The following is a 24,543-nucleotide window of genomic DNA, read 5'->3' as shown; positions in this document are numbered from 1 at the left end:
TCTAATTAGTCTATAGAATTACTAGGAATGTCGTTATAAAAATGATTGTATTCTAATCGAATACAATCATACGCTTAGAATGTTATTCATGCAACCCCTACAAATATAGCAAAATTAGTAATTTTAAAAGAACATTTTTTCTAAAAAATTATGAGATAAAAATCCTTTTACTATTCGTTCTGGATATTTTTTCAACAATTCGTTAATAAGGATACTATAATACGAATAATTCCATAGTTGATACGGTGTCTGCTCGATCCCATCGAAGTCCGAACCTAGTCCAATATTGTTTTCTCCTCCTAATGAACAGATGTATTCAATGTGACGAAGAACGTCATATACTGTAGCGTTGCCTTTTTTCTCCAAAAACTCTGGTACGAACGTTACACCAATCATTCCGTTCCTTTGAATTAATGCTAAAATTTGGTTATCTGTTAAATTTCGAACATGAGGAGTAACCGTTTTTGCATTGGAATGGGAAGCAATTGGGTATTGCGCCAATTCGATAACATCCCAGAAACCTTGTTCAGATAAATGTGATACGTCAGTCCACAATTTTTTTTCATTATTAAACGTAACGACACGCTCTCCAAACGACGTTAATCCAGCACCTCGTCGTTCCAATATTCCATCAGCCACCGCATTAGCATAATTCCACGTTAGCCCGATTGAACGAACACCTAAGCGATATAACGTTTTTAACCTAATTAGATCATTGCCGATCGCATCACAACCTTCTAAGGTTAATATCGCACCAATTTCATTTGCTTGCAAACGTAACGCATCAGATTTTGATGAAATAAATTTCATTCCGCGACATGTCATAATTTTTTCGTAAAAAATATTAATCATTTCAAGAGCAACTTGGAAGCGTTCCTGTTCATGAACATGTGAAGGGACGTAAATCGCGAAGCATTGTATATTGCTAGAACCCGTTTGCTTTAAGTTAGCGTAATTTGTATGGAGCCTTAAGTCATTGTAAAAAGAAACCTTTGGATTCATCCACATTTTGTATAATACGTCACAATGAGCATCAAAAATTTTCATCCTAGTTTCGTTCCTTTTCCACTTTTGTTTTAAAAAGGCTATTCTAAACAAATTGTTTGAAGGTAGTACCTTTCGAGCTACACTTTATTTTAGTCTTACAATTCCTTTACTCATTCAAGTTTTCTGTTGTAAACCGAGAATCCTAAGTCTCAAAATAGGATTAGATGTTTCGAACGAGTCAGTTTATAAGAGTAGACGAAAATCACTTTTCATCGCGTAGACTCTAGTGGGAACAGCAATGACAGGACGTAGACTAAGAAAGTCATCGTTCTGTTCATCGAAAGCTCTGCAGCGAAGGTATGAACGAGGCAAGTTAAACACACGACGCACTATCGCAACTCCTGAAACTGCAATACCTCGTCCCACTGTTAAGACTAGTAAGTGTACATTGCTATACGTCGCAGTTCCAAAATAATATCAAACCAAAGGTCCATTAGTAAAAAAGAAAACTTACCCATTCAAATTGAATAGGTAAGTCGGAATTATCTCGGTTCAATAATAAGCTTAATCGCCGTTCTTTCTTCACCATCGATTAAAATATCGGTGAAAGCGGGAATACAAATGAGGTCAACTCCACTTGGTGCTACAAACCCTCTCGCAATCGCGATTGCTTTAATTGCTTGATTAATGGCACCTGCGCCAATTGCTTGAATTTCAGCACTTCCTCTTTCCCTCAATACATTGGCTAGTGCACCGGCTACAGAGTTAGGAATCGATTTCGCTGAAACTTTTAATACTTCCATCACTAGTACCTCCCTTAAATATTACTCCCTTTTAAATAGTATTCATGATTATAACTTGTATTCCTTCCTTTTTAAGTCTTTAATCAAAAAAGGGATGATCTTCATTGATTAGAATTCGTTCCGTCCCTAGTGCACATCCATTATTTTCATCAATCGTCACACAAATTCCGCTCAATTGCTTACGACCTGACATTACTTCAAATCGAACTGGCAAACTTGTTAAAAACCTTTTAATGACAGTTTCACGCTGCATTCCTAAAATGCCATCGTACGGTCCTGTCATTCCAACATCAGTCAGATAGGCTGTTCCTTTAGGTAAAATACGGTTGTCGGCTGTTTGGACATGTGTATGTGTACCGATAACTGCCGTCGTTTTTCCATCCAAATACCAACCCATCGCTTGTTTTTCACTCGTTGCTTCCGCATGAAAATCGACGAATATGTACGGTGTATGCTTTCGGTATTTTTCCACAAGTTCATTAGCTTTTCTGAACGGACAATCTAAAGCGGGTAAAAAGGTACGACCTTGAAGGTTAATGACAGCAATCTTTATATTATTCACTTGTATTAATGTCGAACCTTGACCAGGTGTTCCTTCAGGAAAGTTGGCTGGTCTTACTAATTGTTTGGCGTCATCAATAAAATCAAATATTTCTTTATGATCCCACGTATGATTTCCTAATGTGATGACGTCTGCACCAGCATGAAGAAGCTCTTTATATATTTTTTCTGTTATTCCTCTTCCACCTGCTGCATTCTCTCCATTCACAATTGTAACTACCGGATTATACTTTTGTTTCAAACGAGGTAAATATTGTTTTAATGCGGTTCTGCCTGGAGAACCAACGACATCACCGATAAATAAAAGCTTCATTAAACCGAAGTCTCCAATCTATATTTTATGATAGTAGTAAAATAAAGTGGTCATTGACCACTTTATTTTGCATACTCTATAGCCCTCGTTTCCCTAATTACCGTTACTTTAATATGACCAGGATAATCGAGTTCATGTTCAATTTTCTTTGTGATTTCTCTCGCCAAACGATATGAAGATACATCATCGATAACATCGGGCTTGACGATAATTCGAATTTCCCGCCCTGCTTGAATCGCATAGGACTTTTCAACGCCCTCAAAGGATTCAGAAATTTCTTCAAGCTTTTCAAGGCGACGTATATATGTTTCAAGTGTTTCACGACGCGCCCCTGGCCGTGCAGCCGAAAGCGCATCAGCAGCGGCAACTAAAATTGATATAATCGAGTTCGGTTCAGTATCTCCATGGTGTGAAGCAATGCTGTTGATGACAATAGGGTGCTCTTTATACTTCGTAGCTAATTCTACGCCAATTTCAACGTGGCTACCTTCTACTTCATGGTCAATCGCTTTTCCGATATCATGGAGTAGCCCTGCTCGACGAGCGAGGTTCACATCTTCACCGAGCTCAGCTGCCATGAGACCTGCTAAATAGGCTACCTCCATTGAATGTTTTAACACATTCTGTCCATAGCTCGTTCGATATTTTAGCCTTCCAAGTATTTTAATTAAATCTGGATGCAGTCCATGAACACCAACTTCAAACGTTGCCTGTTCACCGTACTCTCTAATATTCTCATCAACTTCTCTCCGTGACTTGTCAACCATTTCTTCAATTCGAGCTGGGTGAATTCTTCCATCCTGTACAAGATTATCGAGAGCGATTCGTGCAATCTCACGTCGAATCGGGTCAAATCCAGAGAGAATGACAGCTTCAGGTGTATCATCTATGATAAGGTCAATACCTGTTAACGTCTCCAACGTCCTGATATTTCTTCCTTCCCGACCGATAATACGACCTTTCATTTCATCATTTGGGAGATTCACAACAGAAACAGTTGTTTCTGCAACATGGTCAGCCGCACATCGTTGAATGGCTAGTGAGAGAACTTCTTTTGCTTTCTTTTCAGCTTCCTCTTTCGCTCGACTCTCCATCTCTTTGATCATTAACGTCGTTTCGTGTGTAATTTCTTTTTCGGTTTCGCTAATAATCAATTGTCTAGCATCTTCACGGCTTAAACCAGAGATTCGTTCAAGTTCAGCTTTTTGTTGTTGCAGCAATCCCTCCACTGTGCTTTCAATCTCTTCAATTTGTCGTTGTTTTTTGGTGAGAGATTCTTCACGTTTTTCCAATGTTTCTTCTTTTTTGTCTAATGTTTCACTTCTCCTATCAAGAATCTCTTCTTTCTGTACCAAACGGTTTTCTTGTTTTTGAAGTTCACTTCTGCGTTCGCGAATTTCACGTTCAGCTTCAACGCGAAGTTTATGACTTTCATCCTTCGCCTCAAGCAAAGCTTCCTTTTTTGAAGCTTCCGCTTCACGCTTTCCATCTTCGACAATTTGCTTTGCTGCATGTTCTGCACTGGAAATTTTCGCTTCTGCAATCGATTTACGTCCAAGATATCCAACAACTGCTCCGACAGCTGCAGAGATAAGCATAGTGGAGATGAAACCGAGTAGGTCCATTCCGTTCACCTCCCTTGCTATCTACTTGTTGGTTAAACTTTTTGTTCAGATTTCTTTTGTAACATCATTTAACACAATTACGTTGTATACGTTTGAATTCAAAAGAATCAAGCAAACATACATAGTATTATTTTATAGATGTAAAAATAGCTTGTCAAGACAAAGGATAAATGGAGAATGGCATTACGTGCGTTACGCCACTTGCACATATAATCCTTTAACAATAAAAAAGACAGCAGTCGCTAAAATGCGGGTGCTGTCTACTCTGCATCAGTTACTCCGTTAACAACGTTTCTTGAATCTGTTTTTCATCATCTTCTTGCTCTAAATGAGGCTCACCTAAATCATAGTGTTGTCGAACACGGGAGTCAATTTCATGTTTAATTTCAGGGTTTTCTTTCAGAAAAAGCTTTGCATTTTCTCTCCCTTGACCAAGTCTTTCACCTTCAAATGAATACCATGCTCCACTTTTTTGAACGATGTCTAACTCGGAAGCGATATCAATGATTTCGCCTTCTTTCGAAATTCCTTCTCCATACATAATATCGACATCCGCTTGTTTAAAAGGAGGTGCTACTTTATTTTTCACAATTTTTATTCGCGTTCTATTTCCAACCATCTCGTTCCCCTGTTTTAACGTTTCTGCTCTGCGAACTTCAAGACGTACAGATGAATAGAATTTTAACGCTCTTCCACCAGGTGTTGTTTCAGGGTTTCCAAACATGACTCCAACTTTTTCGCGAATTTGGTTGATAAACACAGCGATCGTCTTTGATTTACTAATTGCACCAGATAATTTGCGGAGGGCTTGAGACATGAGCCTCGCTTGCAAACCGACATGAGAGTCGCCCATCTCTCCTTCGATCTCAGCCTTAGGGACAAGTGCTGCAACCGAGTCGACAACGATGATATCAATGGCACCACTGCGGACAAGTGCTTCTGCAATTTCCAATGCTTGTTCACCTGTATCAGGTTGGGAAAGAAGTAGTTCATCAATATTAACGCCAAGATTCTTCGCATACTCCGGATCGAGAGCATGTTCTGCATCGATAAAAGCAGCCTGTCCACCATTATTTTGTACTTCTGCAATTGCATGAAGAGCGACAGTTGTCTTTCCTGAAGACTCAGGTCCGTACACTTCAATAATTCTTCCTCGAGGATATCCACCAACACCTAATGCAATATCTAATGAAAGCGAACCACTAGAGATCGTAGATACCCTTTGTTCCGCTTGTTCTCCAAGTTTCATAATCGAGCCTTTTCCAAATTGTTTCTCAATTTGTCTAAGTGCCATATCTAAAGCAGCTTTCCGTTCACTCACTATAATCAACTCCTCTATGACGACACGAACATACGAACTTGTCATCAATTTTATCCTTATTATAAACCTTTTATTTCAACTTGCCAATCTTTATCACGAACATTTATTCGTTTTTTAGTGTGCCGTCTGAAAGGAGCGTTGCGGTGGTTTCGCTGGTTCTAAATAAATACGCGAACCGTTTAAACCTTCTTGCTTTAAACTCTCATATACGAATGGAGCAACACGCTTAGGGACTTCGAAAAATGAAAAACGTTCAAAAATGTCGATTTTGCCAATCTCTTTTTTCGATATACTCGCTGTATTTGAAATTTCATCCACTAATATTTTTGGGTGTAAATCAATGTTTCTCCCAACATTTAAGAAAAAACGTACCATTCCTTTTTCTCCACCCGTTTCACCAAATTGATATTCTTCGGGTGTGTGAAGAGTATTAACTGACAACAACATGGCGAGGAGTGATGAGACCACCTTTTCTTGCGGTTGCTTTTGCAACAACTCATTAGCAAAAGAGTCATATAGTTCCTCATGAGGCTTTTGATATTCTGGCATTTCCTCTAGCAGCCTTTTAAACTTACGAGTTAATAATTCTTGTCCATCCGGTAACTTTCCTTCAGGGATTTTCGAATTAATTTTCTCTTCAATCGCGTGTAAAAACTTACCATCTTGTGGGGTGACGAACGTAATTGCTATCCCACTTTTACCTGCCCGTCCTGTTCTCCCGATCCGATGTACGTATTGCTCCGGATCTTCAGGGATATCATAGTTTATGACGTGTGTTACATGAGCTACATCAATTCCTCTAGCGGCAATATCCGTTGCAATTAATAGATTAATTCGTTTCTTCCGAAAAGCATCCATGACGTTCATCCGTTGGGGCTGAGTTAAGTCACCGTGAAGTCCTTCCGCACGATATCCTTTAGAGGTTAACGCTTCAGCTAATGTAGCCACTCCTTTTTTCGTTCGACAAAAAATGATGGCAACTTCAATCTTTTCCGTATCAATAATTCTCGTAAGCGCATCAAGTTTATGTTGTTCAAACGTTCGGTAAAAGAGTTGATTAATCGTATCGGCGGTTTCATTGCCTCGCGTGACTGAAACGCGAACGGGATCGTTCATATACCTCCTTGATAATTTTTTAATATCGTGTGGCAACGTTGCAGAAAATAACATGGTTTGCCTCTCTTTTGGTAAAGTCTTTAAGATGGCTTCAATGTCTTGAATAAACCCCATATCAAGCATTTCATCTGCTTCATCTAAGATGACTGTTTGCACTCGATCGGTAAGCAATGTCTTCCGCTTTAAATGGTCAAGAATTCTCCCTGGCGTTCCTACAACGACTTGAGCGCCTTTTTTTAAATCTTTAATTTGCGGATAAATGGGTTGACCGCCATAAATCGCAACGACGTTAAAATGTTTATATTTCATTATTTTCCTTAATTCTTCGGCAACTTGAATAGCAAGTTCTCTCGTCGGTGCCAAAATTAACGTTTGGACATGTTTTGTTTCTTTCATATTTTCAGCAACGGGAATACCAAAAGCAGCTGTTTTTCCCGTTCCTGTCTGCGCTTGACCAATGACGTCCTTTCCTTCTTTCAAAAGTGGAATCGCTTTTTGCTGGATTGGTGTGGGCTCAGTAAAGCCAATTTCATCTAATGCCGATTGAACTTCTTTCGATAGTTGTAATTCTTGAAATGTCTTCAATCTTATTCACCTTTCTTTAAGTGCTTCAGTAAATAGTAAAATCCATAATTAGCACTACTTTTACGAATCGTATCACGACTTCCAACGAGGTTTAGTGGATACACGACAGTTGGCTCTTTTTTAAATGCAAGCCCAATAAAAACGGTTCCTATTTCTTTATTTTCACTTTTGGAAGGACCTGCGACACCAGTAAAGCTAATACCAATATCAGCTTGTAAGAGATCGCGAACGTTTTCAGCCATTTTCAACGCACAATTTGAACTTACTGCACCGTCACGCTGAAGAATGTCACGCGGAACTTGCAATATATTTTCTTTCACTTCATCCGTATAGCTAACAATACCACCATTAAATATCGATCCTGCTCCCGATACTTTCGTTAGCAGTTGAGAAAATAATCCTCCTGTTAAACTTTCCGCAGAAGCAATTCGTAAATTTTTCTGTTCAAGCAATTTCGATACTTCCAATGGTAACGATGTTGAATCATAGCCGTAAAAGTATCTACCCGTTCGCTCTAATACTTTCTTTTCCTCTTTATCTAGTAATTCATTCACTTCTTTTTCGGTTTTTCCTCTTGCGGTTAGACGTATCGTTACTTCGCCTCTCGTCGCTAACGGAGCAATCGTTGGATTAGTCTGATTTTCAATTAAATCTTCTAACTCACTTTCAAGTTGAGACTCTCCAATCCCATAAAAACGGAGAACTCTCGAAATAATGAAATGTGAGAGATAGCCTTGCTTATGTAAAAAAGGTTTCACTTCGTTTAGAAACATGGGCTGTAATTCATGAGGTGGACCGGGAAGAAGAATATAAATAATCTCATTATGTACATAGACCATCCCAGGGGCCATACCAGTTTTATTCTCTAAAACATGTGCACCTTTAATGACGAGCGCTTGTTTACGATTATTTTCGGTCATCGTACGATTCGCTTTTTTAAAATAGTTCATAATCTTCGTTAGTGCGTCTTTATCGTAAACAAGCTCAGCTTGCAATAGCTTTGCCAATGTTTGTTTCGTCACATCATCTTTAGTCGGTCCAAGACCACCAGTTAAAATAATAAAATTTGCTCGTTCTTGAGCATTTTGAATGACATTTTTCATTCTGTAAGCATTATCACCGACCGCAGTATGATGATAAACATTGATTCCTAATAATGCGAGTTCTTTTGAAAGAAATTGTGCATTTGTATTTAAAATTTGTCCTAACAACAATTCTGATCCAACTGAAATGATTTCAGCATTAAAGTCCAAACTGTTAAACCTCCTCCGTCATTTCGAGCTTAACAATAGTTGACGGTTTTTCCAAAAATAATCGAACCCAGACAAGATTGTCAACAATAGTGCGATCCATAGCATCACATCACCAAAAGGAAATGAAATTAATGTAAATGGGATATTATATAAAAGCAATGCTGCAATCGCAATAATTTGGAACGTAGTTTTCCATTTCGCCAACTGACTAGCTGCAATAACATCACCTTCACCTGCTGCAATTAAACGGATTCCAGTAACAGCAAATTCTCGACTTAAAATGATAATAACGATCCAAGCAGGAGCAAGTTGAAGTTGCACTAATGAAATAAGGGCAGCAGTAACTAAAATTTTATCTGCTAACGGATCAAGAAATTTCCCTAAGTTTGTTATCAAATTATATTTTCGTGCAACGTACCCATCTAGCCAATCTGTCGCAGAAGCGATAATGAAAATGAGCGCACCGATTAAATGATGAACTGGAATCACTTGATTAAACAGTGTCACGTCCCCTATTGAAAAGTCGCTTAGCATAAAAATCATAAAAATAGGGATGAGTAGGATGCGTACTAATGTTATTTTATTTGCTAAATTCAAAACGATTCCTCCGTCTCACATTGTTCTCCTTAATCGGTCGCAAGTTCAATTTTCACCGTTTGTGCAATCGGCTGTTTCTCTAAATCAACTTCTATGTCATTCACCGTCATCTTGACATGAGGAGTGCTTCCGATTCGAATTCTAACGCCTGATTCGTCACTAAAATCGAAAGTGGCATCTTGTTTTTCTGAATACCCCTCATTCACATATACCTTTCCGCTGTTCCCTTGAATTTTTAACCATGATTCTCCGGAAAATGTAAATTTTACATGAAACTCATCGGTTTCAGATAAAACGTAATTTGTCGTATCACCACTTACACTTATTTTTTCCAATTGTCCGCTTTGTTGAACCGTATTATCGTCCCCTTCATCAACTGTATCATTCGACTCAGCATCCTTGATCGGTTCTACTTTGTTATCTTTATTCGAAATCGCATTTTTATTTTGCTCAACTTCGACATTTTGACTATTCTGATCCACTTCTTCCTTTAATGCTGAGTCATCATTTGAATTAATATTTAACATCCAAATGATCGCTAAAATTCCAATCACGATCAGAAAAACAAATAAACCCGGTAACGCAGCAGAGAGTTTACTACGGGTCGGTGAGGGTATAGAAGTACGTGTTCTTCGAGGTGGCAATGATTCAACCGATTGAGGTGATTCAGGCAGTTCATGCCCATACTGTTTCATTAATGAATCATAATCTAAACTAACTGCTTCAGCGTAACTTTTAATAAACGCTTTCGTATAAAAAGAACCTGGCAATTTATCAAAGTCGCCATTTTCAATTGCTTCTAAATAACGTTTTTGAATTTTAGTTCTAGTTTGTACTTCATCAAGTGAAATGTTTTTATCCAATCGTGCATGCTTTAGCTGCTCTCCTAGTTCAGACATTGCTAACACCTGCCACTCTTTTTAAAATCAAATTACATAATTTATAATAATCATAAATGATTTTAGTAGGGATGAAAAGGTATATTCCATAATATATGAAAGCTCGGCAAGTGCCGAGCCTTAATACCATGCACCGTTTATTGAAATAATTTCACCATTAATATACGTAGAACGGTCCGAAATGAGGAAATCAACGAGGTCAGCAACTTCAGAGGGCTTCCCCAACCTTCCCATCGGGATGTCTTGTTTAAGTGCTTGAAGTTCATCTTTACTCAAGTGACTGTTCATTTTTGTTTCAATCGCTCCGGGAGCAATTCCATTCACTCTCACACCACTTGGAGCCACTTCTTTCGCAAGAGCTTTGACAAAGGTGTTCAATCCGCCTTTAACCATTGAATATAAAACTTCACAAGAGGCACCTGTAAATCCCCATATCGATGAAATAACAATTACGTTTCCTTGACGTTTTTTTATCATGTTCGGCATTAAATATTTTGTAAGTAAAAATGGGGATGTCACTTGTAACTGAATCATATCGAACACTTCTTCATCACGCATATCGGTAATTAACCCGAAATAAGAGGTCGCACTGTTATGAATGATTGTATCAATATCATGATGAATACTAGAAAGCATAGCAGTAACAGCATTTTTATTTGTTAAATCTGCGCGAACAGTGTAAACAGGAACATGATGAATTTGTTGAACTAACGAGCTTATTTCACGCTCATTTTGATTGAAATGCAAATATAATCCGTAGCCTGCTTTAGCTAGTTTAAGCGCTATTTCCCTTCCGATTCCTCCGCTCGCTCCTGTAACTAACGCATATTTCACTGGCTCTCCCCCACTTATCTTTATACCCTTTATACTGAATGAGGTACGACTTGACAGACTGTAAACGACGGTTCTACAAAATGCGTATGAAGAACATTTTCAATGTAATCGCTCTGCAAGTCTTCAATTACTTTCGTAACGTTAAATAAGTTTATTCCGTTAAACTGATAACGAGTATATTCATTCGCGATGAATTCAAGAGAATTCATTGAGCGTAAAACAGAGCCGATATGTTTTCTTTTCATTCGCATAAACTCATCTTCGTTTATTTTTTTCTTTCGATAATCGTTCACCATCGTTAAAAGTGTACTAGCTAGTTTTTCTGGATCCTTTGTATTGCTTCCAATAACTGAAAAACCAAAACTTTGTTCTTCAGTATAATCATAAAAAAAGCTAGAATCAACTAGACCTTTGTCATATAGAACCTCAAAATTCGTTGAACTTTGTCCGAACATTAAATCAAGCAAAATGTTAACAGCAACTTCATGCTTAATTAATTCTTCTCCCTGACGATTCAGTTTATTTTCTTTAAACCCAACGATACATTTCGGTGTATGAACAGCCATCGGGATGATTTGTTTTTGTTGAACGACGCCTTCCCGTTCTGAATCAAAAAAACGTGTTAATTGTTGTTCAGGCTTAAAAATTTTTTTCGCTTGATTTTCTTCAATTAAATGCAGAATCTCATTTTCATCTACTGGACCAATGACGAATAACAACATATTACTCGGATGATAAAACGTCTCATAGCATTCATAAAGAAGATCTTTTGTAATACTCGCTATTGATTCTTCTGTCCCTGCAATATCAATTTTTACAGGGTGAGTTTCGTACATGTTCTCAATCACCCCATAAAATGCTCGCCAATCAGGATTGTCATCATACATGCGAATTTCTTGGCCGATAATCCCTTTTTCTTTCTCGACGGTTTCATCAGTAAAGTATGGTCGTTGAACGAAATCTAGCAATGTAATGAGGTTTTGCTTCACGTCTTGTGTCGTTGAAAATAAGTACGCGGTTCTCGTAAACGAAGTAAATGCGTTCGCAGAAGCTCCTTGCTTACTGAAATCTTGAAATACATCTCCATCTTCTTTTTCAAACAATTTATGTTCTAGAAAATGAGCGATGCCGTCAGGTACACGTATTTTTTCCTGTTTCCCAATCGGAATAAATTGATTATCAATTGAACCATAATTGGTCGTAAATGTAGCAAACGTTTTATTAAAATCCGGCTTAGGCAAAATGACGACGCGTAAGCCATTCGAAAGCTTTTTTTCAAATACCGTTTCACCGATATGTTCAAATGTTACTTTCTTCATTGTTTGTTCTCCTCCTTTCCTTTCAAAAAATAGATTGTATCCAATTCAATTTTGTTCGCAACATCAACAATTTCTTCACGTGTTACACTTTCAATTTTTTGAATAATATCATCGATTGAAAACGTGACGTTTGCAATCATGTTATTGTATAACAGGTTAACAATGCCACGCGGATCATCTAATACTTCTAAAATTTGATTTTTAAGCATTATTTTCGTTTGAACAAACTCATCATCAGTAAAGGCGCCTTGCTTCATTTTTTCCATTTGTTCGTTAATAATTTCAACTGTTCGTTTATAATTGGCAGAATCGATCCCAGACATGACAATTAATAGTCCTTTGTGGCTTTCGAGGCGTGAGGACGCGTAATATGCTAAACTTTCTTTTTCTCTCACATGTATGAATAGCTTTGAATGTGAAAAGCCACCAAATATCCCGTTAAATACTTGCAATGCGGGATAGTCTATATCTTGATATGTCGTGTTTGTTCTAAATCCAATATTCAATTTCCCTTGATGAATGTCTTGTTGTTCTATTTTTTCTTTTACGCTAAATATTTCTTTTTTTTGTCTACATGGCACTTCGGATTTTTCTTGACGTTCAGACGGAAAGACGAAGTGGCGTTCAATAAGTGATTGAACTTCATCGGGGTTCACATCACCTACGACATAAATATCAAGCATATCGCGAAGAATTACATTTTCGTAATACGAAAACAAATTACGCTCATCAATGTTGTCGATTTCTTCCATTTTACCGTAAACGATTTGACTAAATGGTTCGTTTTCAAACATTTCTTGAATGAGCTGCATATTCGCATAACGCATTTTATCGTCATAAATCGCTTCGATTTTTTGTTTTAAACTTCTCTTTTCTTTGCGTACAATATCTTTATCAAAAGACTTCTCGTTAAATCCTTTCGGACGGAGAATAACGTCAGCTAACAATTCGAATCCTTTTTCAACAAGATTTTCATTACGGAACAAAAAATCTTCATGACCGAGATCGACTCTAAACGTAATAATATGGTTATCACCTTTTTTTGCTACATCGACTGCTAATGTCATGTCATACAATTGTTCAAGATATTGACGAATCTCTTTCACTGACGGCAGTCTTTCAGTTGCGCTCTGCAGCACATAGGGCAGTAATGCACGCTTCGTTATATGTTCGCTTGCTAACGATTGTTTCAGATGAATAATGATGGAGATCGTTTTAAACTTTTTAGTGTTTACGACATGCACGCGATAGTTCGATCCGTGCTTCGTACGTTGTTCAAGAAGGGACATCAGCATGCTCCTTTCATAATCAATTTTTGTATTCATTTTAGTCTAACCATTCTGAGTTGTGTCTATGAACTAGACGCTTCTTCGTGATTAGAAACAAGCACTTTCCGTGGTCTGCTACCTTCATACGGACCAACGATATTTCGTTCTTCCATTTCATCAATTAGCCTAGCCGCACGTGTATAACCAATACGAAATCTTCGTTGCAGCATAGACACCGATGCCGTTTGCCGTTCGATAACAAATTGAACCGCTTCATCATAAAGTTCATCATCGACATCAGCATGCTCTGTCGCTTTTTCCTCGGGAAGCATTTCTTCGTCATATACGGCTTTTTGCTGTGAAACTGAAAAATCAACAAGTCGCTCGACTTCTGCATCAGATAAGAAAGCACCTTGAATACGGGTCGGTTTCGAATCTCCAGCAGGTAAAAAGAGCATATCACCCATTCCGAGCAATTTTTCCGCCCCCGCCATATCTAAAATCGTTCTCGAATCGACTTGTGATGACACACTAAAAGCGATTCTAGACGGAATATTCGCTTTGATCACACCAGTTATGACATCGACGGAAGGACGTTGTGTTGCAATAATTAAATGGATCCCTGCTGCACGAGCCATTTGGGCTAACCTCGTTATCGCTTCTTCAACATCTCTCGGAGCAACCATCATTAAATCAGCTAATTCATCTACGATAACGACAATATATGGAAGCGGCTGAACTTCCTCCCGTTTCTTTTTAGACTTTCGACGAATGATATCGTTATAACCTTCAATATTTCGCGTTCCTGTGCTGGAGAACAACTCGTACCGTCTTTCCATTTCATCGACGACTTTTTTCAATGCTTGTGATGCTTTTTTCGGATCGGTAACGACTGGAATTAATAGATGTGGAATACCATTATACACATTGAGTTCAACCATTTTCGGATCGATCATCATTAATTTTACTTCATGCGGCTTTGCTTTCATTAATAGACTAGTAATAATTCCATTAATGCAAACACTTTTCCCACTTCCTGTCGCTCCAGCTACGAGTAAATGGGGCATACGTGAAAGATCGGCAATGATTGGTTCTCCCGAAATATCTCGTCCAAGTCCGATCGCTAGCTTCGATTTCGCTTGCTTATATTTCTGTGATTCAAGCACTTCTCGAAGTGAGACTAACGAAACTTCTTGATTTGGCACTTCGATCCCGATAGCGGATTTGCCTGGGATCGGTGCTTCTATTCGTATGTCTTTTGCAGCTAAGGCTAAGGCTAGATCGTCGCTTAAATTCACAATTCGACTCACTTTTACACCGATGGCAGGATGAACTTCATATTTTGTTACAGCAGGACCGACATGTACTTTTAAAACTTTTGCATTGACACCAAAACTTTCAAACGTTTGTTCAAGCTTTCTTACGTTATGATTAATATGACTACGATCTTTATTTTGATTAGACTTCAAAGGTCGATTTAACAAATCAAGCGATGGAAGCTCATACATCTCCTCATTCATTGCGTTCTTCGACAATGATTCAATGATTTGCAATTCATCTTCTTCAGGCTGTTCTTGTGAAATTTCATTAGCAATGCTTTCACTAAAGTCTTCAATAATTGGTTCCGTTGTAATCTCTTGCTCTACTTCTTTCAAAGTTTGCTTTATGTCTTCTCGTGATAACTCTTCTTTTTGTTGTTTTTTTAGCGCCCTTTTCTCAAACAGTGATTCTTTCCAGTTTTGCATATGTAAGCGAATGTCTTTTACTGCTTTGATAAGCAGTTCATAGAGATTAGTTAGAGAGTCGATAGCGAACCGAATCGGTGATCTTCCTGTAATGAGTAGAATTGAGATTAAAATGAAGACGAAAGAGATAAACATCGTACCTTCTTCATCAAAAAGTTGATAGAAAAACGAAAAACTGACAGCTCCAACGAGTCCACCACCAACATCTGCTGTTGGATTAGCATTTAACACTTTCTGTAACGTAAATTTTATGATTGAGCCATCATCTTCAACGGTTGATTGTACTTTATAAAATTTGATATGGTTTAACGTTAATATGAAGAGATAAGCAATGTAAACACCAATGAGGCGTTGCGTCCATAATTGAGGAATTTGACGTTTCCAAATGAGATAAAAAGCAAAAATAATGAGACCAACAAGGAAGATGGCATACCATTCCCCTACAATAAAACGAGAGGTGAATGTAATCCACCTTCCGACACGGCCAAGATCAGCTAATCCGATGACAGCAACTGTTAGTAGAAGAAGACCGATGATTTCGTATGTAAACTGTTGATGCCATGTTTGTTTCTTTCTTCTTTTTTTCTTAGCCATTCGCTCATCTCCCACGTGTTAAAAGAGATAAGCAGCCTGGAAATGGCTGCTTATCATGACGATTTTACTTGTTATATTATAACATAACTGGCAATATACAACTACTGTAAGTACGGCTTAAAAGAAAGAAGTTGACCTGGTTGATAATGCTCATTTAAATAGTCATTTGGGTCTGAACTGATTAAACGGATAATCTCCCACTTATCTTCTTTCTGTTGAACGACAAGCTGTACGTTATTTATTGCGACAGTCATTTCTTTATTCTGTTCTTGAAGCTGACCTGTAGAAAAAATATCCTCTTGTGGAACAACGGTATATAGAATCATTGCAATAGGTCCTCACTTTTTTGTTTGTCAATTAATGATTTTAATTTTTTCATTGCTGATCCAACCCCGCCAACTTCATCGATTAAACCCGTTTCCACTGCATCGATGCCAACGACATTTGTCCCGATATCTCTCGTTAAATTACCTTGAGAAAACATTAATTCTTTAAATTTCTTAGCCTCTATATTAGAATGTGCCGTAACAAATTTGATTACTCGTTCTTGCATTTTATCTAAATACTCAAATGTTTGCGGTACTCCTATAACAAGTCCATTTAAGCGAATCGGATGAATTGTCATTGTTGCAGTTTCAGCAATAAAGGAGTGATCAGCAGCAACCGCAATAGGGACCCCAATCGAATGCCCTCCTCCTAATACGAGTGAGACCGTTGGTTTCGAAAGCGATGCTACCATTTCTGCGATCGCTAGACCAGCCTCTACATCTCCACCAACAGTGTTTAAAATAAGCAACAAACCTTCAATTTTAGGATTTTGTTCAATTGCGACGATTTGCGGAATAAGATGTTCATATTTTGTCGTTTTATTTTGAGGTGGCAATTGTATATGGCCTTCAATTTGCCCAACGACAGTTAAGCAATGAATATTTGATTGCTCCAATTGAGGGACATTTGTTTGACCGAGCTGCTCTATATTTTGAACAACAGAGTTGTTTTTATTTTCGTTCGTTTTATCATTTTTGTTTGTGTCAAATGGTTCATTTTGATTAAGCATGTGTACACCTCTTTTTATGGAAGTTATTAAATAACACTGATAATAATTCCTATAATTGCTGCAATAATTGCTAACCAAAAGATGATGGAAAGTGCAAGCGCTGTCCAGTGCCTTTCCTTATCAGTATTAGGCATGTTCGATCTCCTTTCTATGTCTTTTAAACTTATCGTCCCCTAAAAAAATAAAAACTTGCCTTGATTGGCAAGTTTTCATTTAGCTTTTATATTTCCATAATAATCGGCATAATCATCGGTCGACGTTTCGTTTTCTCAAAAAGCAAACTGCTAAGCGAATCGCGAATAACAGTTTTCAACGAATTCCACTCATTCACTTTTTGGTCAAGCAAGTTTATTAATACTTCAGTAACGGTTTGATTCGCTTCTTGCAAAAGCTGTTCGGATTCACGGACATAAACAAATCCACGTGATATAATTTCAGGACCGGAAACAATTTTATAATTTCTTCTATCCAATGTCACAACGACAATAAGAATCCCGTCTTGTGATAACAGTTTTCGATCCCGTAAGACGATGTTTCCAACATCACCAATTCCTAATCCATCAACCAATACCTGTCCTGCAGGTATTTTTTCACTCTTTTTTGCTATACCATTACTAAATTCAATTACGTCTCCTTTTTCAATCATGAAAATATTTTCTTTTTTTACTCCACATTCTTCAGCAAGATCTCCATGGGCTTTTTGCATACGGAATTCCCCATGAACTGGGATAAAATAAGTTGGCTTTAACAAATTAATCATAAGCTTTAATTCTTCTTGACTAGCATGTCCATTTACGTGAACACCACTTTTTTCGGAAACGACATGTGCACCAGCGCGATATAAAACATCGATCGTTCTTGACAATGCTTTTTCATTTCCGTACGTCGCAGATGTTGCAATAATGACAGTGTCTCCCTCTTCAATACGTACGTGCTTATGCGTATGGGTTGCCATTTTATATAAGGCCGCTAACGGTTCACCATAATCTCCTGTCGTTAATATGACAATTTCATTATCTGGGTATTTCTTAATTTCATAAATAGGAATAATATTTGCTTTTGAAATACGTAGGTGTCCTAATTTACTTGCGATCTCTATATTTTTTAATAGAGGATTACCAGAAATTGCAACTTTTCGGTTTAGCGTTTCGGCTGCTTCTATCACTTGTTGCACACGGTGAATGTTCATCGCAAACGTCGCTGTAATTATTCTTCCTTTCGCATTCGAAATCACTTCAAATATTTGGTGACCAACTGTCGATTCTGACGGCGTAGTTCCTGGGCTTTCTGCATTCATACTGTCAGAAAGCAAACAAATCACACCTTGTTTCCGTAACTTAACAATTTTTCCGATTTCAGTGTGTTCATTATTGATTGGCGTCTGATCAAATTTAAAGTCACCAGTATACACGATAACCCCTTGTGACGTATGAATGGCTATACCGATGGCATCGGGTATGCTATGGTTCACTTTAAAAAAAGTAAACGTCGTTTTACCAATCGTTACAGTTGAATTTGAATTGATTGTTTTAAAATGATACTTTACCGACGTATGTGCTCCTTTTAATAATTCTTCTGCTAATCCTAATGTTAGTTTTGTACCATAAACCGGCACGTTTATTTTTTTTAACACATAAGCAAGTGCGCCTATATGATCAACATGTCCATGTGACAAAAAGATCCCTTTTACCCGCTCACGATTTTCAATTAAATACGTGATGTCAGGAATGACTGCATCGACACCGAACATTTCATCTTCTGGGAGCATCAAACCCGTATCTAAAATAAAAATATTGTCCTGATCTTCAATGATATACATGTTTTTGCCTACTTCATCGACTCCGCCCAAGGCAAAAACTTTTACTTTTTCAGTCTCTTTATACAATGTGTAGTCCTCCTATATTCACTTATCAAGTTGCATTTATTTCTAACGACCGTACCGAAGAGTTACTGTTATTATAGCTTATTGGGTTTTTATAAAGCAAGACTTCATTAGTGGGGTTTAGGCCCTTAGAAGGTGGGTCATGCAGACGTTGCTATCCGAAGTGGCACCCTCCGTTATAAAGTGGGGCTTACAGACGATTGCCACGTGATAGAACAACTACAAACATAAAAAAAGCTGACTTTCGTTTGAAAGTCAGCGAATCGATGCCATACTTTGTTTAAACTTTTCAATTGTTTTTTCTATTTCACGTGTATGTTCTTCATCAACGGGAACAAGTGGGAGACGTAATGTTCCTGTATCTAACCCTTGCAACGCGAGCACCGCTTTTAACGGTGTCGGGCTTGGTTGACTAAAGAGCGCTTTTACGACTGGCAACATTTTGCGATGGATCGACGCAGCCTTTGTATAATCTCCTTGTTTAAAAGTATTAATCATTTGTTGCATTTCATTTCCGATAACATGACTCGCTACCGATACGACACCGCTTCCGCCAATAGCTAAAACAGGCAGTGTCATACTGTCGTCCCCGCTATATAATTGGAAGTCCTCTCGTGTGTTTTCAATAATTTTACTCATTTGATCTAAATCGCCACTCGCTTCTTTAACAGAAACGATATTATCAATTTGTGATAACTTGACGATCGTTTCAACTTCAATATTCACCGAAGAACGACTCGGGATATTATACACCATTACAGGTAATGCTGTCGACTCGGCAATCGCTTTAAAATGCTCATATAAACCGTCTTGATTTGGGCGATTATAGTATGGAGCAACGAGCATGATGCCATCAACACCGAGACGCTCTGCTTCCTTCGTAAGCTCAATAGATGCTTTCGTATTATTGTTTCCAGTACCAGCGATCACACCTCCGCGCCCTTTTGCTGCTTTGACAACATGTTCGAATAACGCTAACTTTTCATCCGTTGATAATGTAGCCGATTCTCCAGTTGTACCAGAAACGACGATGCTGTCTGTGCCATTATCAGTAAGGAAATGAACAAGGCGTGTCGTCTTTTCAAAATCAATCTCTTCATTGTGATTAAATGGGGTAACCATTGCTGTTAATAGTTGGCCAAAATCCATTGACTCCATCTCCTTATCTGGACTAATTACTTATTCTATTTAATTGAAATGTTTCATGTAAAGCATTGACCGCTTTATTTAAATCTTGTTGCTTCACTAAAACCCAAATCGTTGTGTGTGAATCGGCTGATTGCATGATTTGAATCCCTTCGTTTGTCAGTGCGGAAACAATTTTAGCGGTAACGCCTGGAACACCAGTCATTCCAGCACCGACAGCAGATACTTTCGCGCATTCTGCTTCAACTACTGGTTCATAACCTAACTGTTTAATAGCTGTGATTGCTTTTTCTGTTACAGATTCTGAAACGGTATACGATACTCCATTCGGGCTAATATTAATGAAATCTACACTAATCTCTTGCTCTGCCATTGCTTTAAACACTTCCGATTGTAACCGATGTGAGTTTTTTTTCTCACTAATTTTGATTTGAGAAATGTTTCCGACATACGTAATCCCTGTTACAATACGATCTGTTATATTTCTCTTATCCCTTTCTTCTATCTTGTCTGTCACAATTGTCCCATTTGACGGGGAAAATGTCGAACGAATTCGAATAGGTACTCTCGCTGGCATCGCAATTTCAACTGCTCGTGGATGAATCACTTTCGCCCCTTGATAAGCAAGATTACAAACCTCTGTATACGTAATCGTTTTTAATGGACGTGCGTTATTAACGATTGCAGGATCTGCTGTCATAACCCCTTCTACATCAGTAAAAATATCGATAAATTGTGCATCGAGTGCCACTCCAAGAGCTGCGGCACTCGTGTCACTCCCGCCTCTTCCGAGCGTTGTCGTTTCATGATTGCTCGTTACACCTTGAAAGCCTGGAATGATAACGACATCGTTATCATTCAAAGCGGAAACAATTCGCTCCGTTTTTATTTCACTAATTCTTGCATTTCCAAAATCATTATTCGTTAAAATTCCAGCATGTACTCCTGTTAATACTGTCGTGCTAAGGCCATGCTCTTTCACAAGAGAAGACATTACAACGGCAGAAATCACTTCCCCACAAGCCATCAATAAATCGATTTCTCTCTTTGGTAACGCTATGCTTCGGGAGGAGATCAGACTAAGCAGCGAATCGGTTGCATATGGATCCCCTTTTCTTCCCATCGCCGACACAACGACAACGACTTTATATTCTTCAGAAACTGCATTTGCTATATGTTTGGTCGCCTGTTTTCTACCGACATCATCCTTTAGAGAAGTACCTCCAAACTTTTGGATGATGACTTTCATCGGACCACCCTCTTTAGATCATTTTACAATAACTCTTGTTTTACTAAGCTTTCAGCAATTTGGACAGAGTTTAGGGCCGCTCCTTTAAGCAAATTATCTGAAACGATCCACATGTGAATTCCATTTTCGCGGTCAAGATCTTTACGGATTCTCCCAACGAATACATCATTTTTTCCGACTGCATTAACAGGCAACGGATAAAGCTGCGCTTTCGGATTATCTTGGACTACGATACCGTCTGCTTTTTCGAGTAACTGTTGAATCTCATTTACCGTTGGAGAACCTTCTTTAATTTCAACATAAACAGATTCAGAATGTCCTGTTTCTACTGGCAAGCGCACACATGTCGCAGCCACTTCAAGTTCAGGCAAACTAAGAATTTTTTTCGTTTCGTTAATCATTTTCATTTCTTCAAATGTGTACCCATTATCTTCAAACTTATCAATTTGCGGAATCGCATTAAACGCAATTTGATAATGTTTCTCATCACTTGATACTGGTAAAATCTTCGGATGAATCGCTTCACCTTGAAGAATTGCTTTCGATTCTTCATACATTTCATCAATCGCTTCTACTCCAGCTCCAGACACGGCTTGGTAAGTAGAGACAATCACTTTAGATAATCCGTACTGTTTACGGAGTGGTTCTAAAGCAACAACCATTTGAATGGTTGAACAGTTCGGGTTAGCAATAATCCCGTTATGATTTTTCAGTGCTTGTTCGTTTACTTCTGGCACAACAAGGGGGATGTCTGGGTCCATACGAAATGCACTTGTATTGTCGATTACGACAGCACCATGTTTTACAGCTTCATGGGCTAATGCTTTTGATACGCTTCCCCCTGCACTAAAAAAAGCTACATCAATTTGTTTAAAAGATTCCGGTTTCGCTTCTTGAACTGTATATTCTTTATCCTTAAAGGTAATTTTTTTTCCTGCGCTACGTTTTGAAGAAAGCAATGTTAGTTCATTAATTGGAAAATTTCTATTTGCTAACATGTTAAGCAGTTGTTCGCCAACAGCTCCTGTAGCACCAACGATTGCTACATTATACGTCCGATTTTGACTCATTAAAAAATGCCTCCCATAATATACTAACTTTCTCACTATAAAACGAAGTGATTGATTATATTGTAAAGTGAAATCGGTTGACTGTAAACCTCTTTACATGGATTCTCCATATTCATCTGTTTGTAATGAACTATGTTTATGGAAGACATTTTAACTTTTCATTATTTAGCAATTAAAACGGGCTGTCGTTGTTTTCCTTCTAAAGCAGATTCGATCGTTTCAACTAAAAGGTCCATATCTGCAACTAATGAGTTAGGTTTTTCGTGCGGGTTATCTTGACCATACGGAATAAAATAAATATTTTTTGTTGCCATTAGCTTCATAATGTTCACGCCATTAAGACCGAGACCATCGTTCGTTGAAATTCCTAAAACTACAGGGTTTTGATTCCGCAATGTTGATTTAGCACCCATAAGTACAGGTGAATCGGTAAGTGCATTTGCGAACTTACTAAGCGAATTTCCTGTCAACGGCGCGATCACCATGCAATCAAGCGGAGTAACCGGGCCGAATGGCTCCGCTTTTACGATGGAATCAACGGCTTCATTTCCAGTAATTTCTTCTACTTTTTTAACCCAATCTCTCCCATCACCAAATTTCGTTACCGTATTTTTCACTGTATACGTAACAAAAGGTGTGACTGTTGCACCTTCATCAATTAGCCTTTGAAACTGAGGAACAACTTCATCATACGTACAATGAGAACCTGTTAAACCAAATCCAATATGTTTCCCTTTTAACCTCACAGATGACTCTCCTTTCAAACGCTTTTTAAGTCATATAACTGTTGGATAAGGACATTCGCAATGATTTTTCCAGCCGTTTTCGGTGCAACAATACCAGGCAGGCCCGGTGCTAGCAACGCGTTAATCCCTCTTTTTTTAGCAAAACGAAAATCAGTACCGCCTGGCTTCGAAGCGATATCGATAATAAATGTGTTAAGAGGCATTTTAGAAATTACATTTGCTTTTAGAATGGGTGCAGGAATTGTATTAATAATGACATCCGCATCTGAGACAACATTATTTAGCTCTTTTAAATGGAAAGGAGTTAGTCCCATTTCAGTAATCCTAGCCATATCTTCTGAGCTAACTGTTCCGACTCTTACTTTTGCTCCCAGAGCGGCAAAAGCCCGTGAAACTGACATGCCGGTGCGTCCAAATCCTAATACAATAGTGTTAGAACTATGGATCGTAGTATCTGTATTTTGAATGACCATCATGATCGTTCCTTCAACAGTTGGTATTGAATTGTAAATCGCTACATCATCTCTTTCAAACAAGTTTACAAGTTTGCGATTTGCTTTTTTTACACACGTATCTAAATACGTATTACTAATGCCTGAATAAATAACACAATGTTCCGGCGTATTCATCAACATCTCTTCTCTCAATGTAATCGGTTCTTTTGAAAATGTTGTTTCGACTTCACCTGTGTCACTCGTTCCACTAACTGGGAGTACGATTGCATCCGTTTTTGCGAAGTTAATTTCTGTTATTTTTCTTTTGACTGCCCCCGTAAATCCTTGATCTAAATGTTCAAATCCGACAAGTGTAACTGTTGCATCCATCTCTGTTAATTTGCGAATAACCTCGATTTGCCTAGCGTCACCGCCTACAATAGTTATATGAAGATCGGTTAACATCGTGACACTTCCTTTCTTTCTATCTCTTTATTCCGGTAAATAAGACGAGAGAACAATTAGATGTTCTCTCGTAAAATAAGCTGTTTAACGTTATATTTTATTTTATGTTAATTGCTTATTATTGTAATGGACAACTGTCTAATCATGATTGGTTGTCGACTAGAATAATATCTTTTCCGATCGTTTTAATTTGTGACCAGTAAAGTGTTGTTTCTTTCCTTTGCTTTCGAATCGAAAATGGAGAGCCTTCGGGAATGATAAGTGCTTTTATTTCACCGGTATGTTCGTCAAATACTAAATCTGTTTGTCCTAAAACACCAAGTCGCTTTCCGCTTACGACATGTACAATTTCTTTCCCGCTTAATTCACTTAATTTCATTTCGATTCTCCTCTCATCATCACTATATGTACGTGTTCAAAAAGGGACGGAATCAAACACAAGGTCGTCTTAATGCACAACATATTGCAACTGCGATTACGTCGCAAAAATATAATGATTGACATTCAAGTAGCTATTTTATTACTGCGTCAATCGTTTGCGTATCGATCGAATTAGCGGACTTGCAAAAGATGTGATGCCTTCTGCGTTGGGCGGGCCCACGACGTGCACAACTTTAAGAAGAAGTTCATTACATAGTTCCGTTACTTGAGTAAGTTTTTTAAAACCGTAACGA

General features: G+C 38.1%; 22 protein-coding genes. All 22 read right to left on the bottom strand.

The features are described from left to right. Nucleotides 1-123 precede the first annotated feature (123 nt). The 22 genes from ABU914_RS07410 to ABU914_RS07305 all read right to left on the bottom strand — a co-directional run bounded on the left by ABU914_RS07410 (nucleotide 124) and on the right by ABU914_RS07305 (nucleotide 24,248). Entirely contained in the window at nucleotides 124-1,047 is a 924-nt protein-coding gene (locus ABU914_RS07410; RefSeq protein ID WP_379669099.1) for a dipeptidase, read from the bottom strand. A gap of 482 nt (nucleotides 1,048-1,529) precedes the next feature. Then, the gene (locus ABU914_RS07405; RefSeq protein WP_379669098.1) at nucleotides 1,530-1,790 is read right to left on the bottom strand and encodes a stage V sporulation protein S; all 261 of its coding nucleotides are present in this window, start codon (nucleotides 1,788-1,790) and stop codon (nucleotides 1,530-1,532) included. Nucleotides 1,791-1,869: 79 nt separating this feature from the next. Then, on the bottom strand, nucleotides 1,870-2,664 hold the full coding sequence (locus tag ABU914_RS07400) for a TIGR00282 family metallophosphoesterase (protein ID WP_379669097.1): 795 nt from the start codon (nucleotides 2,662-2,664) through the stop codon (nucleotides 1,870-1,872). A 62-nt stretch (nucleotides 2,665-2,726) separates the two neighbouring features. Continuing rightward, a complete protein-coding gene (rny, locus tag ABU914_RS07395; protein WP_379669096.1) occupies nucleotides 2,727-4,289 on the bottom strand; it encodes a ribonuclease Y in 1,563 nt (520 codons plus the stop codon). A gap of 274 nt (nucleotides 4,290-4,563) precedes the next feature. Beyond that, nucleotides 4,564-5,610 carry a recombinase RecA gene (recA, locus tag ABU914_RS07390; RefSeq protein ID WP_379669095.1) on the bottom strand — a complete coding sequence of 349 codons (1,047 nt, stop codon included), beginning with the start codon at nucleotides 5,608-5,610 and terminating at the stop codon, nucleotides 4,564-4,566. A 114-nt stretch (nucleotides 5,611-5,724) separates the two neighbouring features. Then, nucleotides 5,725-7,311 carry a DEAD/DEAH box helicase gene (locus ABU914_RS07385; protein ID WP_379669094.1) on the bottom strand — a complete coding sequence of 529 codons (1,587 nt, stop codon included), beginning with the start codon at nucleotides 7,309-7,311 and terminating at the stop codon, nucleotides 5,725-5,727. Between the two features lie 2 nt (nucleotides 7,312-7,313). Beyond that, nucleotides 7,314-8,564, bottom strand: coding sequence for a competence/damage-inducible protein A (locus tag ABU914_RS07380; RefSeq protein WP_379669093.1), 1,251 nt, complete (start codon nucleotides 8,562-8,564; stop codon nucleotides 7,314-7,316). Nucleotides 8,565-8,582: 18 nt separating this feature from the next. After that, nucleotides 8,583-9,161 carry a CDP-diacylglycerol--glycerol-3-phosphate 3-phosphatidyltransferase gene (pgsA, locus tag ABU914_RS07375; protein WP_379669092.1) on the bottom strand — a complete coding sequence of 193 codons (579 nt, stop codon included), beginning with the start codon at nucleotides 9,159-9,161 and terminating at the stop codon, nucleotides 8,583-8,585. Between the two features lie 29 nt (nucleotides 9,162-9,190). Further along, nucleotides 9,191-10,060: a helix-turn-helix domain-containing protein gene (locus tag ABU914_RS07370; protein WP_379669091.1), complete on the bottom strand. Its 870-nt coding sequence runs from the start codon at nucleotides 10,058-10,060 to the stop codon at nucleotides 9,191-9,193. Between the two features lie 120 nt (nucleotides 10,061-10,180). Next, entirely contained in the window at nucleotides 10,181-10,894 is a 714-nt protein-coding gene (gene ymfI, locus ABU914_RS07365) for an elongation factor P 5-aminopentanone reductase (protein WP_379669090.1), read from the bottom strand. Nucleotides 10,895-10,923: 29 nt separating this feature from the next. Then, entirely contained in the window at nucleotides 10,924-12,213 is a 1,290-nt protein-coding gene (yfmH, locus tag ABU914_RS07360; protein WP_379669089.1) for an EF-P 5-aminopentanol modification-associated protein YfmH, read from the bottom strand. Then, complete coding sequence (gene yfmF / locus ABU914_RS07355) at nucleotides 12,210-13,502, bottom strand: EF-P 5-aminopentanol modification-associated protein YfmF (protein ID WP_379669126.1); 1,293 nt, start codon at nucleotides 13,500-13,502, stop codon at nucleotides 12,210-12,212. Before yfmF ends, yfmH begins: the two co-directional genes overlap by 4 nt. 62 nt (nucleotides 13,503-13,564) lie before the next feature. Then, nucleotides 13,565-15,820: an FtsK/SpoIIIE family DNA translocase gene (locus ABU914_RS07350; protein ID WP_379669088.1), complete on the bottom strand. Its 2,256-nt coding sequence runs from the start codon at nucleotides 15,818-15,820 to the stop codon at nucleotides 13,565-13,567. A gap of 101 nt (nucleotides 15,821-15,921) precedes the next feature. Beyond that, nucleotides 15,922-16,146, bottom strand: a complete 225-nt coding sequence (locus tag ABU914_RS07345; protein ID WP_379669087.1) for a YlzJ-like family protein — start codon at nucleotides 16,144-16,146, stop codon at nucleotides 15,922-15,924. Continuing rightward, nucleotides 16,143-16,877 carry a ClpP family protease gene (locus tag ABU914_RS07340; RefSeq protein ID WP_379669086.1) on the bottom strand — a complete coding sequence of 245 codons (735 nt, stop codon included), beginning with the start codon at nucleotides 16,875-16,877 and terminating at the stop codon, nucleotides 16,143-16,145. The genes ABU914_RS07345 and ABU914_RS07340 overlap by 4 nt, the downstream gene beginning before the upstream one ends. Before the next feature lie 220 nt (nucleotides 16,878-17,097). Further along, the gene (locus ABU914_RS07335; protein WP_379669085.1) at nucleotides 17,098-18,762 is read right to left on the bottom strand and encodes a ribonuclease J; all 1,665 of its coding nucleotides are present in this window, start codon (nucleotides 18,760-18,762) and stop codon (nucleotides 17,098-17,100) included. A gap of 252 nt (nucleotides 18,763-19,014) precedes the next feature. After that, entirely contained in the window at nucleotides 19,015-19,908 is an 894-nt protein-coding gene (dapA, locus tag ABU914_RS07330; protein WP_379669084.1) for a 4-hydroxy-tetrahydrodipicolinate synthase, read from the bottom strand. Between the two features lie 22 nt (nucleotides 19,909-19,930). Further along, nucleotides 19,931-21,154, bottom strand: coding sequence for an aspartate kinase (dapG, locus tag ABU914_RS07325; RefSeq protein ID WP_379669083.1), 1,224 nt, complete (start codon nucleotides 21,152-21,154; stop codon nucleotides 19,931-19,933). A 23-nt stretch (nucleotides 21,155-21,177) separates the two neighbouring features. Then, nucleotides 21,178-22,224 carry an aspartate-semialdehyde dehydrogenase gene (gene asd, locus ABU914_RS07320; RefSeq protein WP_379669082.1) on the bottom strand — a complete coding sequence of 349 codons (1,047 nt, stop codon included), beginning with the start codon at nucleotides 22,222-22,224 and terminating at the stop codon, nucleotides 21,178-21,180. A gap of 161 nt (nucleotides 22,225-22,385) precedes the next feature. Beyond that, nucleotides 22,386-22,970, bottom strand: a complete 585-nt coding sequence (dpaB, locus tag ABU914_RS07315; RefSeq protein ID WP_379669081.1) for a dipicolinate synthase subunit B — start codon at nucleotides 22,968-22,970, stop codon at nucleotides 22,386-22,388. A gap of 14 nt (nucleotides 22,971-22,984) precedes the next feature. After that, nucleotides 22,985-23,869, bottom strand: a complete 885-nt coding sequence (gene dpaA, locus ABU914_RS07310; RefSeq protein ID WP_379669080.1) for a dipicolinic acid synthetase subunit A — start codon at nucleotides 23,867-23,869, stop codon at nucleotides 22,985-22,987. 142 nt (nucleotides 23,870-24,011) lie between these two features. Beyond that, nucleotides 24,012-24,248, bottom strand: a complete 237-nt coding sequence (locus tag ABU914_RS07305; RefSeq protein ID WP_379669079.1) for a YlmC/YmxH family sporulation protein — start codon at nucleotides 24,246-24,248, stop codon at nucleotides 24,012-24,014. Nucleotides 24,249-24,543 lie beyond the last annotated feature (295 nt).

Source organism: Pueribacillus sp. YX66, from assembly GCF_041725775.1.
Taxonomy (GTDB): Bacteria; Bacillota; Bacilli; order Bacillales; family UBA6769; genus Pueribacillus.
Note: the sequence above shows the minus strand (reverse complement) of the source record. Positions and strands in the feature narration are given on the sequence as shown.